General features: G+C 49.5%; 13 protein-coding genes and 1 pseudogene. 6 read left to right on the forward strand and 8 right to left on the reverse strand.

Features of this window, described 5'->3' with window-relative positions:
- Window positions 1-109: 109 nt before the first annotated feature.
- Window positions 110-2275: a S46 family peptidase gene (locus tag C2M17_RS00370; protein ID WP_105198914.1), complete on the reverse strand. Its 2166-nt coding sequence runs from the start codon at window positions 2273-2275 to the stop codon at window positions 110-112.
- Window positions 2276-2423: 148 nt separating this feature from the next.
- The gene (gene asnB, locus C2M17_RS00375; RefSeq protein ID WP_105198915.1) at window positions 2424-4097 is read right to left on the reverse strand and encodes an asparagine synthase B; all 1674 of its coding nucleotides are present in this window, start codon (window positions 4095-4097) and stop codon (window positions 2424-2426) included.
- Between the two features lie 658 nt (window positions 4098-4755).
- Between asnB and C2M17_RS00380 the strand changes: the two genes are divergently transcribed.
- From C2M17_RS00380 to C2M17_RS00390, 3 genes are all read left to right on the forward strand, one after another.
- Entirely contained in the window at window positions 4756-5283 is a 528-nt protein-coding gene (locus C2M17_RS00380) for a hypothetical protein (RefSeq protein WP_105198916.1), read from the forward strand.
- A 56-nt stretch (window positions 5284-5339) separates the two neighbouring features.
- The gene (locus C2M17_RS00385; RefSeq protein ID WP_105198917.1) at window positions 5340-5861 is read left to right on the forward strand and encodes a GNAT family N-acetyltransferase; all 522 of its coding nucleotides are present in this window, start codon (window positions 5340-5342) and stop codon (window positions 5859-5861) included.
- Between the two features lie 100 nt (window positions 5862-5961).
- Window positions 5962-6510: an Lcl C-terminal domain-containing protein gene (locus tag C2M17_RS00390; protein ID WP_105198918.1), complete on the forward strand. Its 549-nt coding sequence runs from the start codon at window positions 5962-5964 to the stop codon at window positions 6508-6510.
- A 30-nt stretch (window positions 6511-6540) separates the two neighbouring features.
- Here C2M17_RS00390 and C2M17_RS00395 read toward each other — a convergent pair whose 3' ends face one another.
- The 3 genes from C2M17_RS00395 to pxpB form a co-directional block, all read right to left on the reverse strand.
- Window positions 6541-6753, reverse strand: a complete 213-nt coding sequence (locus C2M17_RS00395; RefSeq protein WP_105198919.1) for a DUF2061 domain-containing protein — start codon at window positions 6751-6753, stop codon at window positions 6541-6543.
- 130 nt (window positions 6754-6883) lie between these two features.
- A complete protein-coding gene (locus tag C2M17_RS00400) occupies window positions 6884-7852 on the reverse strand; it encodes a biotin-dependent carboxyltransferase family protein (protein ID WP_105198920.1) in 969 nt (322 codons plus the stop codon).
- Window positions 7853-7855: 3 nt separating this feature from the next.
- Window positions 7856-8515, reverse strand: coding sequence for a 5-oxoprolinase subunit PxpB (gene pxpB / locus C2M17_RS00405; RefSeq protein ID WP_158683950.1), 660 nt, complete (start codon window positions 8513-8515; stop codon window positions 7856-7858).
- A 158-nt stretch (window positions 8516-8673) separates the two neighbouring features.
- On the opposite strand from pxpB, the gene msrA reads away from it, so the two are divergent.
- Window positions 8674-9966 carry a peptide-methionine (S)-S-oxide reductase MsrA gene (gene msrA, locus C2M17_RS00410; RefSeq protein ID WP_105198922.1) on the forward strand — a complete coding sequence of 431 codons (1293 nt, stop codon included), beginning with the start codon at window positions 8674-8676 and terminating at the stop codon, window positions 9964-9966.
- 284 nt (window positions 9967-10250) lie between these two features.
- Here the strand turns inward: msrA and C2M17_RS00415 are convergent.
- Window positions 10251-11263 (reverse strand): annotated as a pseudogene (locus C2M17_RS00415) (GlxA family transcriptional regulator).
- Between the two features lie 105 nt (window positions 11264-11368).
- On the opposite strand from C2M17_RS00415, the gene C2M17_RS00420 reads away from it, so the two are divergent.
- Window positions 11369-13264: a beta-ketoacyl synthase gene (locus tag C2M17_RS00420; protein WP_105198923.1), complete on the forward strand. Its 1896-nt coding sequence runs from the start codon at window positions 11369-11371 to the stop codon at window positions 13262-13264.
- A 94-nt stretch (window positions 13265-13358) separates the two neighbouring features.
- On the opposite strand, the gene fghA is transcribed toward C2M17_RS00420, so the two are convergent.
- The gene (gene fghA, locus C2M17_RS00425) at window positions 13359-14207 is read right to left on the reverse strand and encodes an S-formylglutathione hydrolase (RefSeq protein ID WP_105198924.1); all 849 of its coding nucleotides are present in this window, start codon (window positions 14205-14207) and stop codon (window positions 13359-13361) included.
- 9 nt (window positions 14208-14216) lie between these two features.
- Window positions 14217-15344: an S-(hydroxymethyl)glutathione dehydrogenase/class III alcohol dehydrogenase gene (locus C2M17_RS00430; protein ID WP_233997887.1), complete on the reverse strand. Its 1128-nt coding sequence runs from the start codon at window positions 15342-15344 to the stop codon at window positions 14217-14219.
- Between the two features lie 93 nt (window positions 15345-15437).
- Between C2M17_RS00430 and C2M17_RS00435 the strand changes: the two genes are divergently transcribed.
- A complete protein-coding gene (locus C2M17_RS00435; RefSeq protein WP_199775733.1) occupies window positions 15438-16346 on the forward strand; it encodes a LysR substrate-binding domain-containing protein in 909 nt (302 codons plus the stop codon).
- Window positions 16347-16405 lie beyond the last annotated feature (59 nt).

The following is a 16405-nucleotide window of genomic DNA, read 5'->3' on the forward strand; positions in this document are numbered from 1 at the left end:
TCAGCGCGATAAATGCCATAAATGAGGTGGTTTTTGTATTTTTTATGCGCATAAAAAAAGCGCCGGGTGGCGCTTTAAATTATATGGAATAATTCGCGGTGGAATTAGTTTATTTCACTATTACCATTTCATTAAGCAGGTTATCGGCCTTATCGACATAGCGCATAACCCACAACATATAGCGGCTGTCTACATGAATCGAACGATTTAAGTTAGCGTCATAGTCCCAGTCGCCGATGATGCTCTCGCTCACACCGTCGAACAATAAACCCACCAGCTCGGCATTACCGTTAAGCGTTGGCGAGCCAGAGTTACCACCTGTGGTATCTACTGTACTTAGGAAGTTAACCGGCACCGAACCCAGGCTGGACATCTCGTAGCTACCGTAGTTTTTGGCGGTAATTTGCTCCATTTGTGCTGCTGGCGCATCAAAAGGTGCCACACCCGTGTATTTCTCGGTGATCCCTTCAAGGGTAGTAAACGGCGTATAGGTCAGGGCGTCGCGCGGGCTGTAGCCCTTAACCGAGCCATAGGTTACACGTAACGTGCTGTTGGCATCGGCATACACAGGCAGGCCTTGTTCCTGGTTGTAAGCAATAATCGCGGCCATATATTGTGGGCGAATTTTATTAAGCTCACCGGTTAACGCCTTGTCTTCTAGCTCACGCTCACGCATTTGCTCATAGGTGGCAACTGCCAGTTTAATAAAGGCATCATCGCTTTGTTTAAACTCGGTAACCGACTTATCCATCCAGGCTAAACGTACTTGCTCATCGTTAAGCTCGGTGTTTTTGTACATGGCGGCTAAGGTCTTAGCCATTTTTTCCTTGCTGTAGCCCTTGTCTAAGCCAAGTGCCTTATCCAGAGATGCAACGCGTTGTTGCGGCTCAAGTTGGGCGTAAAGATCAACAAAGTGGGCCATTAGTGCCATATCTACGGCATCGTCATAGCGACGCGACAGGCTGGTCATGCCGGCTTTGAAGCGGGTCATATCACGCTCTTGATAGCCAGGTTCACGCTGGGCATCAGGCAGTTGTTGCTCGTTAGCAAGACGATACAAGCGGCTTGCCGTTGACATCATGGCGCTGCGGTTTAAATAACCCAGGATTAAATCCAGCTCGCTGCTGGCCTGTGACTTGGCAATCAAGCTATCAAGCTCTTTAAGCACATGAGCGTATTGTTTTTTACGTGCTTTATCAGCATTGATCCAGCTTGCCAACTCGGTGGCCAGTTTATCTTTGCGCTCCTGCATATCGGTTGTTTGATACGAGTTAACCATGCCGCCGTAGTTTTTCGCATAGTTGGCCAGACTCGCCAGCGTGCTTTCATAGGCGATACGGGCTTTAGAGCCTTCTTCGGCGGTGGCCTTGATGATATCCATGGACTGTTCACGGTAGGCCTTGGCTTTAGGGTACACCTCGGTAAATTGATGCTCTACCTCGGCATTGGTGCGATAGCGGTTGGTGCGACCCGGGTAGCCGGTAACCATAACGAAGTCACCTTCTTTAACACCTTTGGCGCTGACCTTTAGGAATGAATCCGAGCTAAAGGGCACATTCTCTTCACTGAAAGGCGCTGGCTTGCCGTCTTTACCCACATAGGCGCGGTAGAAAGAATAGTCGCCGGTGTGACGTGGCCACATCCAGTTATCAATATCGCCGCCGTATTTACCTATACCCTGTGCCGGGTTGTAAACCAAACGCACGTCCTGGATTTCCAAAGACTTGATCAGGTAATACTCTAAACCGCCGTGGAAGCTATACACATTACAGCGGTAGCCACCGCCTTGCTCACACTCGGCAACCAAAGATTTTTGGGCTTGCTCAATCGCTTTGTAGCGCGCGTTACCATCCATAGAGTCGTTGAGCTGGGCGTTAACCTTGTCGGTGACATTGGTTACTTCTTCGGTCACATAAACACGTGAGCCCGGAGAGGCTGGCAGCTCTTCGCCATAGGTTTTTGCCAGGAAGCCATTTTGCAGAATATTATTCTCCGGCGACGAATTGTACTGAATCGAGCCGTAGGCACAGTGGTGGTTAGTAACAACCAGGCCCTTAGGAGAGACAAAAGAAGCCGTACAGCCACCCAGGCTAATCACAGCGTTCATTGGAAATTCGGTCAGCTTAGAAATGTTTTTAGGGTCGATTTCAAGGCCTTTTTCCTTTAATACTGACTCTAGCTGCGGTAATTGATGCGGCTGCCACATGCCTTCGTCGGCAAGGGCTGAGTTTATGGTCGTCGCTAAAATCGCGGCGCCAATAAGAGATAAACGCATAGTTCCATCCTAGTTGTTATATTTTCGCGACGCAGTGTCGCGCAGCAAAAGCTCGGGTGCAACTTTTTGCGTTTACATAATGTTTCTGACGGCGCTTTAGTAAAAAAGAAAAGTGGGCGCAGACTAGGTCGCGCCCTAAAGGTTAGGCTTAGCTCTCGCTCGAGTAGGCAGACTGGTGAATACTGGCGGCGCGCCCGGATGGGTCGGCATTGGTTTGAAATGACGCATCCCAGGCCAGCGCTTGCGGGGTAGAGCAGGCCACCGATTTGCCGTGGGGCACACACAAGGTTGCAACCCCCCCGGGGAAGTGTTGCTCGAAGATATTGCGATAAAAATACGCCTCTTTGCTATCCGGGGTATTGAGCGGAAATTTAAAGTGGGCGTTTTGCATATCCCGGTCCGATACCTGCTCTTCCACATAGGCTTTAAGTGAGTCTATCCAGTTATAGCCAACGCCATCGGAAAACTGCTCTTTTTGTCGCCACAAGACCTCGTCCGGCAGATAGCCATCGAAAGCTTCACGAATAATGTGCTTTTCGATGCGCCCGTCCTTGCACATTTTTGCATCCGGATTAATGCGCATGGCGATATCGATAAACTCCTTGTCTAAAAACGGCACCCGTGCCTCGACGCCCCAGGCGGCCATGGATTTATTGGCGCGCAGACAATCGAACATATGCAGCTTGGCCACCTTACGGTTTAATTCGTCATGGAATTCCTCGGCATTGGGCGCCTTATGAAAATACAGATAGCCACCAAAGAGCTCATCGGCGCCTTCGCCGGAAAGCACCATTTTAATGCCCATGGCCTTAATATGACGAGCCATCAGGTACATGGGGGTAGAGGCGCGCACCGTGGTGACATCATAGGTCTCCAGATGGTAGATGACCTCCTTAATGGCGTCTATTCCTTGCTGCACGGTGAAGTGAATGGGGTGGTGAATGGTGCCGATATGCTCGGCAACCTTAGCGGCGGCGGCCAAGTCCGGCGAGCCTTCAAGGCCGATGGAAAAGGAGTGCAACTTTGGCCACCAGGCATCGCTGGCATCGTTATCCTCGATGCGCTTGGCGGCATATTTTTGGGTAATGGCGGAGATAAGCGAAGAGTCCAGCCCCCCTGACAATAAAACACCGTAGGGCACATCGCACATCAGCTGGCGTTTTACCGCAGCCTCCAGGGCATGTTTAAGGGTTTCTGGCTCGGCATCATTGTCTTTAACCGCGGAAAATTCTTGCCAGTCTCTGTGATAATAGCGCTGGTATTCGCCCACCTCGCTATCAAGGAAATGACCGGGAGGGAACTCCTCAATGTGGTTACATATTGGCGTCAGGGCCTTGAGCTCACTGGCCACATAGAAATTGCCATGTTCGTCGCGGCCGGTATAAAGGGGGATAATGCCGATATGGTCGCGGCCAATCAGGTATTTATCCTTTTCTTCATCGTACAGGCAAAAGGCAAAAATACCGTTGAGCTCGTCGAGAAAGGCACTGCCTTTTTCTTCATACAGGGCGAGGATCACCTCACAATCGCTCTGGGTTTGAAATTCGTAGTCTATGGTCAGGGCATCGGCGAGTTGCTGATGGTTGTAGATTTCGCCATTGACCGCCAACACATGGTTGCCGGCTTTATTAAACAGCGGCTGTGCACCGCTTTGTACGCCGACGATGGCCAGACGCTCATGCACTAAAATGGCCTTGTCGCCGGTATAAACGCCGGACCAGTCCGGGCCGCGGTGGCGCAAGAGTTTCGACATGTCTATGGCTTGCTCGCGCAATTGCGCAATACTGGACTTGACATCGAGCACCGCAAAAATTGAACACATATTTGTTTTCCTCATTCCTATCTCGAGCTTTTGTTGTAGCAGAAAAAATATGCCAAGTCACATGCTTGGCTAGGTTGTTTTTGAATTTTTTATGCGCCAATTTAGTGCGCGATTTCGCCCTTATGCACTAAGGTGGGTTTTGGGCGGTCAATCTCCGAGCTGCTATCGCCATTTTATGGGAAAAGCGGTCTTATTACGTGCCGTACTCATTGTGCCCATTAGGAGGGTGGACGTTTGCTTGCACCAAATAAGCGCAGGCTATAGATGGGGGTATTTGGTTTTATTTAACTGGTTATTGGTGGGATAAGAAGGCGCATTTCACCACTGGGAAAATATTGCTCTGTCGTAATTGTTGTCAATAGATACTGCCGAGTCAGCAGATAAGCTGAGATGTTATTTAACTAGAGTGAAGGTGCTTTCATCTTGAGTAATTGAACGCTGTGTATAAATACAGTAATTATCAGGTTGCGTGTATAGTCAAGAAAACGACCCAGTCGCTTCTTTTTGTCGGACTGCTATTTGAAGCTACCAGCTTTGAGTTCCGCACTAGTAAGGGCTACAAGAATTTGTTATCAATAGAGAAAGGACAAAAACGAGCAAAGTTGTGGTAGAAAAACGCGCGTTTAGCTCGTTATAAACATGTTAGGGCAACACCACAATGAACAGAGTGTTTTCTATTTCAATTATTTTTCTGCTTATTGGCTGTGCTAGCGGAATACCAAAGGACACTAATTTAGAGTGGCAATATAACCATTCAACCGACGTTGCACACTTCAATGTCCTGCGTACATTGCCAATGGAGATCGAAGCCGAAAAGTGTAATTTTATAGTGTGGGAGTTGGAGGCAATTCAAACTTTCAAGGGAAACTTGTTGCCAGGAGATAAAATTCAAGTTTGGGGGCCAAATGATCCAGAGTATTGGCAAGTTGGTGGCGAAAGATTGATGTTTCTTCGTATGTATGAAGGTAACGGCTATAACTCTTGCAGTACACACCTATTTAGGAGTTATAAGCAGGTACATTGGTCCTGTTGCGAAATAACTGAGAAGGACGGGGCAGCTGAAGTGCAATTTGAAACAATGCTTAATTCAGAGCAACGTGGGCCTGATATTCCGGTTGATGCAAACAAGGTATTCGAGGCATTGCGTTCTTATGAAGCAGAAAGCCCTAACAAACGCGTCAATTAGGACGCTCGCAAGCTCGCGCCTATTACGCGGGCGTTATCCCTATAAAAAGAAGCCCTATGTTCCTAAAAATATCGAGTGATATACATCTTAATCATTTAAGCGTTACAGATGCGCCACGACTTTATGAGGCGGTTGAGCTAAGTAGAGCAAACCTCTCTCAATATATGGCGTGGGAAAAAAGCGTCCTAGATAGTGCCAGTGCGAGGGCTTATATAGAAAGCCGCTTGAATAGTGGCTTAGATGGGGCGCAGTGGTTCTCGATTCAATTTCACAACCAATTCAGTGGTGTCTTTGGTGTTAAATATATTGACCCTGATAAGGGAGTATGTGAACTCGGTTACTGGCTTGCCGACAACGCCCGAGGCAATAGGGTGGTTGGGCAAATCTTAGCGGTGATGATCCCCTACTTAGCGACTGAGCTGGGTATCAGCACTATTGAATTCCAGTGTCTAGAAAACAATTTTGCCAGCATTAAAATAGTTGAACGTGCTGGGGCAAGGCTTTTAAGGAAAGTGCCAAATACATTGGACATCCCAAATAAAGAACAAGCAATCGGCATCTATTCGCTGCACGTATAGACGCAGCTTACCACGGCGTTAAGCCTGAATTGGCTGCGGCAATGTTTAATTAGATAGAGAATAAACAGCCTTGTGCTGGACTAACTAAATGTAGAGACACATGAAACTTAAATTAATCGCAGTAATAGCACTTGCATTGAGTACTACAGCCAGTGGCTCCAACAAGTGCGCTTCTCTCGCAAATAGCTGTATTGATGTCTTCGATACGGGCAGTGGAAAATTGTTTACTAACTCACCATCAGTGGCTTACCTAGACGGTATTGGAGGAAGTCCAACACATCCAACACACCCAACTTGGACTGTGGATGGCACGCGGGGACCATCCGGCACTTTCTACCTATTCAACTGGAGCAATGCAAAGGCACTGTGTAATACCTATAATTCCCAAAGTCTCGGAGGGCGAACCAACTGGCGCTTACCAACGCGAGAAGAGTTAATGGGTTTATATGACAGTTACGGTAATATGTTTAGTGCACGCGGTTGGCCAACCGATGGCACTTACTGGTCGGTGACAGCTGATGATGCTTACTATTACGATGTGGACCTCGGTTATGGCTATGTGAGCACCAGTGAACCGAACAGCACGAGCGACAACCCCAACTTATTCCCGGGCTTTACTACCTACGCTTCCTGTGTTTCAAACCCTTAGCATTGAGTGTGTTAGACAAGAGACGCTGCTTTAAGCAAGCAGCACACTTGTGTCTTCTACATTCATCGCGTGCTTACGCTCAACCAGTCCCCAGGCTTTCTCGTGGAAGTAAAATGCCACTGTATTCACCGCGGGCTCGACAATGGCGACCAGGCCTCCAAGCACCAGGCTACCGGTTAATAGGTAGGTTACACCAAAGGCAATGGCGAAATGCATGGTTGCGAAAGTGGCTGTTTTCTTCATGACTAATTCTCTAAATCTCCAGTTCAAGTCCGTTTATTATTAGTCAGGCATATTGATAGATAAAATGGGTTTATATGATTAATGCAATCACAAAAACAGAATGAATAACTCAAATCAGCTTTTGAGCGTTTTAACTAGACTCGCGGCGATAGCGCATGGCCAAACGTAGGCGATTAAGCTCGTTCTGATGTTGTTGATTCAATTGTCGCGCCTGAGCCAGGGTCACCGGGGTAAAGGTGACGCTGTGGCCACCCCTGAGTTGCCCTAAGCGCGGCAGATCTGCGGCGATCACCTGACCCAACAGCGGATAGCCGCCTGTGGTTTGGCAATCATTTAACAGGATTATGGGCTCGCCGCTTGGCGGCAGTTGTATACTACCCGGTGCCACCGCCGTGCTTTTAATGCTTAAAGCATGGCTTAGATTATGGCCAATGGACTCGTCAAGGTCCGCGCTGGTTGGCTCTGCCTGCAGGCGCAACCCCATGCGGTTGCTTTGCGCCGATACCTGCCAAGTTGCCTCGCTAAACGCGAGTTTAAGTTTTGCTGCTAAGCCAAATTCTCTGGGCTCGGCAATATAATGGATTGGGCCTTGGCGCCTTGGTAACTTGGCTCCCCAATTAAGCCACTCAAATTTGCTGGTGGCGAAAGCAACTTGTTGTCCTTCCTTAAGCGCCTGCCCATCCAGGCCGCCGAATCCGGCCATGCAATCCGTGCTACAACTGCCCAAGACCGGCTCTAAAGCAAAACCACCGCTTATGGCTAAATAGCAGCGCAGGTTCAGAGACGAGGAGGCAAAGGTGAGGGTTTGCCCAGCTTCAGCCCGGTAACACCAGCCGGTTTCTATGCGCTTCCCGTTTAAATTAGCGCTCATATCGGCGCCGCTAAGAGCAAAGCAGCACGGTCGTTCAAAACGCAGCTTGGCCATGCCCAGGGTGATCTCTAACGCGGCAGCATCTTCGTTATTGCCTACCAATAGATTGGCAACCCGCAGGGCATCGCTATCAAGGGCGCCGCACTGGGATACGCCTAAGTGACGGTGACCAAAGCGGCCAAGGTCTTGAATAGTTAGCTGGGGTCCGGGCTTAATGATGGTCAACATGGTCTAAGCCTCCACAAAGCGAAGGGTATCGCCAGGGGCGAATAATGCCGGTGGCTGTTTACTTGGGTCAAACAGCGTCTGCTCTGTGTGGCCGAGAATATGCCAGCCACCAGGAGAGTTAGCAGGATAGATGGCGGTTTTATCTGCGGCGATGGCAACGCTGCCTTTGGGCACTAAGGTACGGGGTGTAGCCAAACGTGGCAGCTGCAGGCGCGAGTCTAGGCCGCTGATGTAGGCAAAGCCGGGCTGAAAGCCGATAAAGTCCACGGTATAAAGCCCACTGGTGTGAATATTTATGACCTCGCGCTCGCTAAGACCACAACTCTTAGCTACCGAGGCGAGATCCAAGCCGTGCTTGCCACCGTATTGCACCTTGATCTCATGAAACTGGCTTTGACTGCTATCTTCATCAAATTGCTGCCACATCAGCAGCAAGTGTTGTTGCACCCTCTCTAATTCGAGATGACTGCGGCCATACAGGGTCAAGGTTTGATCGGCACTGACTACATCTACATAATCAGGCTGTAGCAGCAACTGGCGGGCCAAGGCATTTATCATACGCTGTTTTTGCGCCTTATCGAGCGCGCTAATAGGACTGGCGTCCAATACCAGGGTGGCGTTATCGATTTGATAAAAATGCGGCGCCGGCAAGGCTGAAGTCATAGCAAGCTGATCCTTAATTCTGGTGTTACGGCTTAGCTCTGGGCTGTGTGAATAATTATAAGCCTGGGTACGGTCTAATAAACAGGTGCAGGGGAAATATGAGACCTGCATTGATATCGCCGAATATCTTCTTATCTCTACAGTCTATCGGGGTTATTATGTTTAACAAGTTGTTTTTATGCGCGATTTCACTGTTTCTTGGGCTAAGCTCAAGCGGCTTGCTTGGCGCCGATAAGGCGCAAATGACCAACGCGACGCAACAAATTGTGCTCGGGGCTGGGTGTTTTTGGGGCGTTGAAAAGCGCTTTGAAGCCTTACCAGGGGTGCTCAACGCCGAGTCGGGTTATGCAGATGGACGGGGATTTAAACCCACTTATAAGAACATCATCGCCAGAAAACGTCGTTTTGATGAAAATAACTACGCCGAAGTGGTACGCGTGACCTTTAATGCCAATGTCGTCAGCTTAGAGCAAATCCTCCAATTCTACTTTGAACAACATGACCCTACCCAGGTTAATCGTCAGGGCAATGATAGGGGCACCCAGTATCGCTCGACCATACTTACCTACGATGAAACGCAGCAGGGTATTGCCGTTAAGATACAGAGTCAGTATCAAAAATTATTAACTCTGGCCGGTTATGGCCAGATAGCGACGGTTATCAAACCGCTGGATAAATTCCATCCTGCCGAAAATTATCATCAGGACTATCTTCGCAAAAACCCTAATGGCTATTGCCCAGATCATTCCACCGGCGTTCGTTTTGCAAAGCAAGAAGAAGCTCGGGTCGATAATACGCCGCTGTTAAAGGGTAAGCATATTGTCATGCTCGATGCCCGTGCCTATTGCCCTTACTGCGAAAAGTTTAAAAACGAGGTACTGAAGGATTATCAAGGCTCTATCAAGGTACATATGCGCTATGCGTCACAGCTTGATGGCCTAAGCGTGACCACGCCCACTTTTGCGACGCCGACCATCTTATTTTTAGAAAACGGCAAGGAAGTGGCCGGTTATCAGGGGTACATGGAACCGGGTATGTTTTATAAGGCGCTGGGCGCGTTCAAACTAGGTGACACCGAGGCCTATCGGGTCGCCTTTAACAAAGGCACGGATAATCGCTTTTGTAAGGAATATGAAATCTTTAAAAATACGCCGGACGGTGTGTTTATAGACAAACTCTCCGGTGCGCCTCTATTCGATACCAAAGATCGTTTTAATTCCGGCACCGGCTGGTTGTCATTTACCAAACCTGTGGCGGGGCAGGTAACCCGTCATCAAGACAACAGTTATGGCATACGCCGTGTGGAAATTCGCTCTAAATCCTCAGGTATTCACTTGGGGCATGTCTTTGCCAACGAGGGACCGGGAGGCAAACCACGCTATTGCATTAATGCCACAGTGTTGGAATTTGTACCCCGGGCCCAATATCTTGCCCGCACCGAAGCGCAATAGAGCGCAATAATGCTTGGGCCAGGGTCTGTTTATCTTTGCGGTTTACTTTATGTTCAATCTAAACGCATTCTGATCACGACGCTCGTTATGGTGCATAGTCATTCTATGTTCATAGCGAGTAACACAGAGCAGGATGCGTTTAGATGAACCCGTAGGGCAGCGTTTGTAGTGCATTTCTACTGTGTTGTTACATGTTTATGTAGAATAACTACACCACACATGTGCCGCCTTGTATAAAGTCACTACAAACTGCTGCAGAAACAAACAACAAAGGTCAACAGACCCTAATCACTGTCGCTGCTAAAGAGCTTTTTACGCACCAGGGTGCGGTACTCACTCGGGCTTTGTCCGAGCTCCTGGGCAAACAGCTTATTGAGCAGTGCCTGATGGTTAAAGCCCAGCTCTAAAGCGATATCGTTAATGCTGAGGTTGGAGTTAGCGAGCAACTCTTGGCCAGCCTTACCTTAAGCTTGCGCCAATATTGATTCGGACTTAGGCCGGTGGCCTGTTTAAAGCGCCGCGTCAGGGTGCGCTGTGAGATGGCAAATTGACTGGCTATGTCGGCAATACTCAGTTCCGCGCTCAGATTATTCTTCAGCCAAAACTGAACCTGGGCGATAAGCTCATCGGGGTGACGTTCATTCATACCTTCTAGGTAGCGCTGTTGCTCATAGGGTTTTCGTACCTCGTGGGAGAAGTTGCGCTGCACATGTAGGGCACATTCGCGGCCATAGAGATTCTCAAGGATATGCACTATCACGTCGGCTAAGGCATTGAGGCTGGCGACACAATAAAGTCCCTCGGCCTGGGTAATAAAGTACTCGGGCTTTAGCTCAACTTTGGGGTAATCCCGCTTAAACTGATCGGCATAATGCCAATGGGTGGTTGCCGGGTGGCCGTCGAGCAATTTGGCCTCGGCGAGAAAGCAGTTGCCGGTGCCAACGCCTATTATGGCGCAGCGTTTTGGGTCGAGCTTGGCCAGCGCCTGAATCATACCCTCTTGTTTTCTCAATACCGGGCGCGGGTTGCGCCACAGGCTGGGTAAAATAAGCAGATCACAGGTATCTAGTGCATCCAATCCGACGTTGGCGGTGAAGGGCAGGCCACTGTGGGCGAGAACCGGCTCAGTGGTTTGTGCCATCAACTGCAGGCAGAGTTTCGGTGCTTCCTTGCTATGGCGCCGTGCAAAGGCATAACCGGCGTGGAGCATCTCAAAAGGCAGGGTCAGGCTGGTGGCCAGCATTTGTGGATACAGGGCTATTAATACGTTAAATGGCTTCATAAAAGATCCGACCATTTAAATTTGGCCGTATTTGATAAATATATGGCCATTAAAACACATATCGACCGCTGTGTTCCACTTACACTAGGGACAATTTCCAAAGTAAAAGAATGAGTTGTTATGAGTGCATTACCTGTAATTGTTGCCATGGGTGGTATTAATGCCGCCGGGCGCACGTCATTTAACCAGGGTTTCCGCCGTGTGGTACTCGACGCCTTGCCATTAGCACAGCGTCAAGAAACCCTATTAGGCCTGGCCAGTTTAATGAATCTGGTAAGTGACGAGCAGGGACAATTGCTGAGCAAGGATGGTGTTGCCATCACAGCCGACAATGTTGAAGCGCAACTGGGTGAGCAGATCCTAGCTGGTACCCTAATTCGTCGTATCGAAGAGCGTTTCTTCGACGTTGACGCGACTCATTCGCACCAAAAATTGGTAGCCCAGGCCAGTGCGCCTATCAGCTTTACCACCCGTAAGCGTCAGCTACCTGAGCCTATCCCAAGTAATTGGCAAGTCACCGAGCTGGAAAAAGGCCAGGTTGAAGTAACCATTTGTGGTGATTTTGAGGTTAAGCTCGACAGTTACCGTGACAACCCCATCAAGGCTGCTGGTCAATTGCCTACCGGTTTTGACCCATCGCAAATGTATAACAGCCGTTATCAGCCGCGTGGTCTGCAAGCCACCATTTTTGCTGCCAGTGATGCGATTCATGCCAGCGGTCTGGATTGGCAAAAGGTGATGAACTCGGTGGAGCCGGATCAAATCGGTACCTACAGTGCGTCTGTGGCCGGTCAGGTGAATAGCGAAGGTCTTGGCGGTCTGTTTAAAGCGCGTCTGCAAGGTGACCGTGTGAGCACCAAGCAGCTGGCGCTGGGTCTTAATACCATGTCCACCGACTTTATTAATGCCTATGTAACCGGTAACGTGGGTACAACTTTTACCACCTCAGGTGCCTGTGCCACCTTCTTGTATAACCTGCGTGCTGCGGTACACGACATTAAGGCTGGTCGTACTCGTGTTGCTATCGTGGCTTCAAGCGAATGTGCCATCGAGCCAGAGATCATTGAAGGCTTCGGTAATATGGGCGCCTTGGCCAACGACGATAACCTGAAAAAACTTGATGGCAGCGATGAAGTGGATTACCGCCGTACCTCGCGTCCATTCGGCGAAAACTGTGGTTTCACCATAGGTGAGGGCGCTCAGGTGACCATATTAATGGACGACGCCTTAGCGTTGGAATTAGGCGCTGACATTCTTGGCAGTGTGCCGGATGTGTTTGTTAATGCCGATGGTTTTAAGAAGTCTATTACCGCACCGGGTCCGGGTAACTATATCACTATGGCCAAAGCCGTGGCATTGGCACAAGCCATTGTTGGCGATGAAGCCATCAGTGCGCGCAGCTTTATTCTGGCCCATGGTTCGAGCACACCACAAAACCGTGTGACCGAGTCGGCGATTTACGACCGTATCGCTACTGCTTATGACATTAACAATTGGCCGGTTGTGGCGCCAAAAGCTTTTGTTGGCCACACCATAGCACCAGCCAGTGGCGATCAGCTTGCCTTTGCCCTGGGTGTGTTTAGCGACAACATCATGCCGGGTGTAACCACCATAGATAAGGTGGCGGACGATGTATTTAACGCTCGTCTTAATATCAGCCTGGAGCATTATCAATGTGCCCCTCAGGATGTGGCCTTTATTAACTCTAAAGGCTTTGGTGGTAACAACGCCACCGCGCCTGTGCTAAGCCCAAGTGTGACTAAACGCATGTTGGTTGCGCGCCATGGCGATGCTGCAATCGCGGAGCATGAAGTGGCCTTTAAAGATACAGCAGCGCAACAGCAGGTTTATTTTGAACAGGCGCAACGCGGCGAGTTTTCACTTATCTATCGTTTTGGTGAAGGTCTTATCGACGAAAATGCTATCAGCTTTGATACCGAGCAGATGCAGATCCCGGGCTTTGATAAGCCAGTACGTCTGGATATTGCCAATCCGTACAGCGACATGACCAAATAAGCAGGTCGTGAAAGAATGAAAAAAGCCCCGCATCAGCGGGGCTTTTTGTTATCTGTAAGGGCCGGCCCTAAGGGCTTTCCCCAAGGGCTTTCCGTTAGCCTAAGTATTGCGCATGGAAGCGCAAGTGCTGGTCGATAAAGCTACTGATAAAAAAGTAACTATGATCGTAACCAGGGTGCTGATCCAGGCAAAGAGAGACATCGGCTTGCTCTGCCGCGGCTATTAAACGCTCCGGTCGCAGCTGGCTTTCCAAAAAGGTGTCACTCATGCCCTGGCTGACCAGCAGCGGCGGGCATTTATCCACTGGGGTATGGCTGAGTAGCTCACAGCTGTCATAGGCCTTCCAACTCTCCCTGTCTTTACCCAAATAACCGCTAAAGGCTTTTTCACCCCAAGGGCAGCTAAGCGGGTTGGTTATAGGAGCAAAGGCACTAACACTTGTGTATTGGCCAAGATTACGTAAACCTAAAACCAAAGCACCATGACCACCCATGGAATGGCCGCTGATGGCCTTTTTACCATTACTGGGAAAGTGCTCATCTATCAGTGCCGGCAGCTCAGAACATATGTAGTCATACATTTGGTAGTGCTGCTTATAAGGCTCTTCGGTGGCGTTAACGTAAAAGCCGGCACCTAAACCGAAGTCGTAATTGCCCTCGGGATCATCAATAACACCCTCGCCACGTGGGCTGGTGTCTGGTGCCACAAGAATAATGCCGAGCTCGGCGGCGGTTTTAAAGGCCGCCGCTTTTTGCATAAAGTTTTCATCGGTGCAGGTTAAACCCGACAGCCAATACAGCACAGGTGCCTTGGCGGTTTCATCCACGCCCGGGGGCAAAAAGATGGCAAAGGTCATGGTGCAGTTATTCACCGCGGATTTGTGGCTGTAACGCTTATGCCAGCCGCCGTGTACCTTATTATTGGCAATTAATTCCAGGCTCATATCGCCCCCTTACTTATCGTAATGGATCACGCTGCGAATACTCTTACCCGCGTGCATCAGCTCGAACGCCTCGTTGATGTCTTCAAGAGGCATGGTATGAGTAATAAAGTCATTCAGAGCGAACTCGTTATTGAGGTAACGCTCAACGATTTCTGGCAGCTCTGAGCGACCTTTTACGCCACCAAAGGCGGTGCCGCGCCATACACGGCCTGTTACCAGCTGGAATGGACGTGTTGAGATTTCCTGACCGGCACCGGCAACACCGATAATCACCGACTCACCCCAGCCCTTATGACAACATTCCAAGGCGCTGCGCATCACATTGACATTACCGATGCACTCGAATGAATAATCAACACCACCATCTGTCATCTCAACGATCACTTCCTGGATTGGTTTATCGTAATCATTGGAGTTGATAAGGTCGGTAGCGCCAAGTTTCTTCGCCAGCTCAAACTTACTTTCGTTGATGTCGATACCGATAATGCGACCGGCACCGGCCATTTTTGCGCCGATAATGGCCGACAGACCAATGCCGCCCAAACCAAAGATAGCGACTGTGTCACCAGGCTGTACTTTGGCGGTATTAAGCACAGCGCCCATGCCGGTAGTAACACCACAACCTAATAGACAGACTTCTTCCAAAGGCGCTTCTTTATTCACCTTGGCGAGGGAAATTTCAGGCAGAACCGTGTACTCGGAGAAGGTTGAACAGCCCATGTAGTGATAAATTGGCTCACCGTCTTTATAAAAACGTGTGGTGCCGTCTGGCATCAGGCCTTTACCCTGGGTTTCACGAATTTTCTGACACAGGTTGGTTTTACCCGAGGTACAGAACTTACACTCGCCACATTCCGGGGTGTAAAGAGGAATAACATGGTCACCCACGGCTACACTGGTCACGCCTTCGCCTATGGCTTCAACTACACCACCGCCTTCATGGCCTAGGATGGCAGGGAAGATGCCTTCAGGGTCTTCACCAGAGAGGGTAAAAGCATCGGTATGACACACGCCTGTGGCATGGATCTTTACCAGCACTTCGCCGGCTTTCGGCATCATCACATCGACTTCTTCAATTTTAAGTGGTTGCTTAGGGCCCCAAGCAACGGCGGCTTTTGATTTAATAAATTCAGCCATAACCATGGATCTCTTCTTATGAAATGAGGTGAAATTATTACACAATATGTTAAGTTTTAACTGGAATTAATATACTTTTACACAGAGGTAATAATGCGTTGGCAAGGCATGCCGGAATTTATTGCTGCGGCGCAAGCTCAATCCTTTACCGCCGCGGCACGGCAAATAGGCACCTCGGTGGCCCATATCAGTCGTTCAATCAGTGCCCTGGAGGAGTATTACAATACTCAGCTTTTTATTCGCAGCACCCGTAAGGTGGTGTTGACGCAACAAGGTGAGTTGCTTTTGCACCATGCCAAAAAGGCACAGAGCGTACTTGAGCAAGGGGAGTGGGCGCTGCAGCAGCAGCAGGCCCAGCCCAGTGGGCAATTGAGGATCACCGCACCTGTAATGTTTGGCGAGCAATTTATTATGCCCCTAGTGCACGAATATATGGCCCTTTACCCTAAGGTCAGCGTCACCATGATCTTGAGTAATCAAACCATGGACTTAATTGGTGAGCATATAGACCTGGCTATACGTATCGGTGAGCTTGCGGACTCGAATCTTAAAGCACGGCGACTGGCATCAAGGGCGGTAATAGTCTGTGCGTCACCTGAATACTTAAACGAATACGGCCAGCCTTATGTATTGAGTGAGCTTGCTCATCATCAATGCCTTCTCGGCCATGCCGACACCTGGCGATTTCAAGAAGATGGGCGCTTTAGGCATGTAAAAATAGCCAAGACCAAATTACGCTGTAACAGCGGTTGGGCCTTGGCGGATGCGGCCATGCGTGGCTTGGGGTTGGTACAACTGCCGGATTATTATGTGCAACCGGCGCTGCAACAGGGCCAGCTCAAAGAGGTGCTGCACAGTTTTGCAATTCGTAAAGAGCCCATATCTGCCATTACCCCGGCTAATTTATACCAGGCCAATGCCACCAAGGCGCTGATGGATTATCTCGCCGAGCATCTGAGCGATAGGCTAGGGGCCAGTTACGACCTTGGGCTGGGGCGATAAATTCGTCTACTGGAAGTGCTGAGCATACCCATGACCGCGTCCCTGTGTTAGCATCGTGA

Source organism: Pseudoalteromonas sp. T1lg10 (genome assembly GCF_002964545.1).
In the GTDB taxonomy this organism is placed as follows: Bacteria; Pseudomonadota; Gammaproteobacteria; order Enterobacterales; family Alteromonadaceae; genus Pseudoalteromonas.

Coding starts and splice junctions, on each gene's coding strand:
- C2M17_RS00430 (WP_233997887.1), bottom strand. CDS start 15,344: ATGGCTGAATTTATTAAATCAAAAGCCGCCGTTGCTTGGGGCCCTAAG.
- msrA (WP_105198922.1), top strand. CDS start 8,674: ATGTTTAACAAGTTGTTTTTATGCGCGATTTCACTGTTTCTTGGGCTA.
- pxpB (WP_158683950.1), bottom strand. CDS start 8,515: ATGACTTCAGCCTTGCCGGCGCCGCATTTTTATCAAATCGATAACGCC.
- C2M17_RS00390 (WP_105198918.1), top strand. CDS start 5,962: ATGAAACTTAAATTAATCGCAGTAATAGCACTTGCATTGAGTACTACA.
- C2M17_RS00400 (WP_105198920.1), bottom strand. CDS start 7,852: ATGTTGACCATCATTAAGCCCGGACCCCAGCTAACTATTCAAGACCTT.
- asnB (WP_105198915.1), bottom strand. CDS start 4,097: ATGTGTTCAATTTTTGCGGTGCTCGATGTCAAGTCCAGTATTGCGCAA.
- C2M17_RS00435 (WP_199775733.1), top strand. CDS start 15,438: ATGCGTTGGCAAGGCATGCCGGAATTTATTGCTGCGGCGCAAGCTCAA.
- C2M17_RS00395 (WP_105198919.1), bottom strand. CDS start 6,753: ATGAAGAAAACAGCCACTTTCGCAACCATGCATTTCGCCATTGCCTTT.
- C2M17_RS00420 (WP_105198923.1), top strand. CDS start 11,369: ATGAGTGCATTACCTGTAATTGTTGCCATGGGTGGTATTAATGCCGCC.
- C2M17_RS00370 (WP_105198914.1), bottom strand. CDS start 2,275: ATGCGTTTATCTCTTATTGGCGCCGCGATTTTAGCGACGACCATAAAC.
- C2M17_RS00380 (WP_105198916.1), top strand. CDS start 4,756: ATGAACAGAGTGTTTTCTATTTCAATTATTTTTCTGCTTATTGGCTGT.
- fghA (WP_105198924.1), bottom strand. CDS start 14,207: ATGAGCCTGGAATTAATTGCCAATAATAAGGTACACGGCGGCTGGCAT.
- C2M17_RS00385 (WP_105198917.1), top strand. CDS start 5,340: ATGTTCCTAAAAATATCGAGTGATATACATCTTAATCATTTAAGCGTT.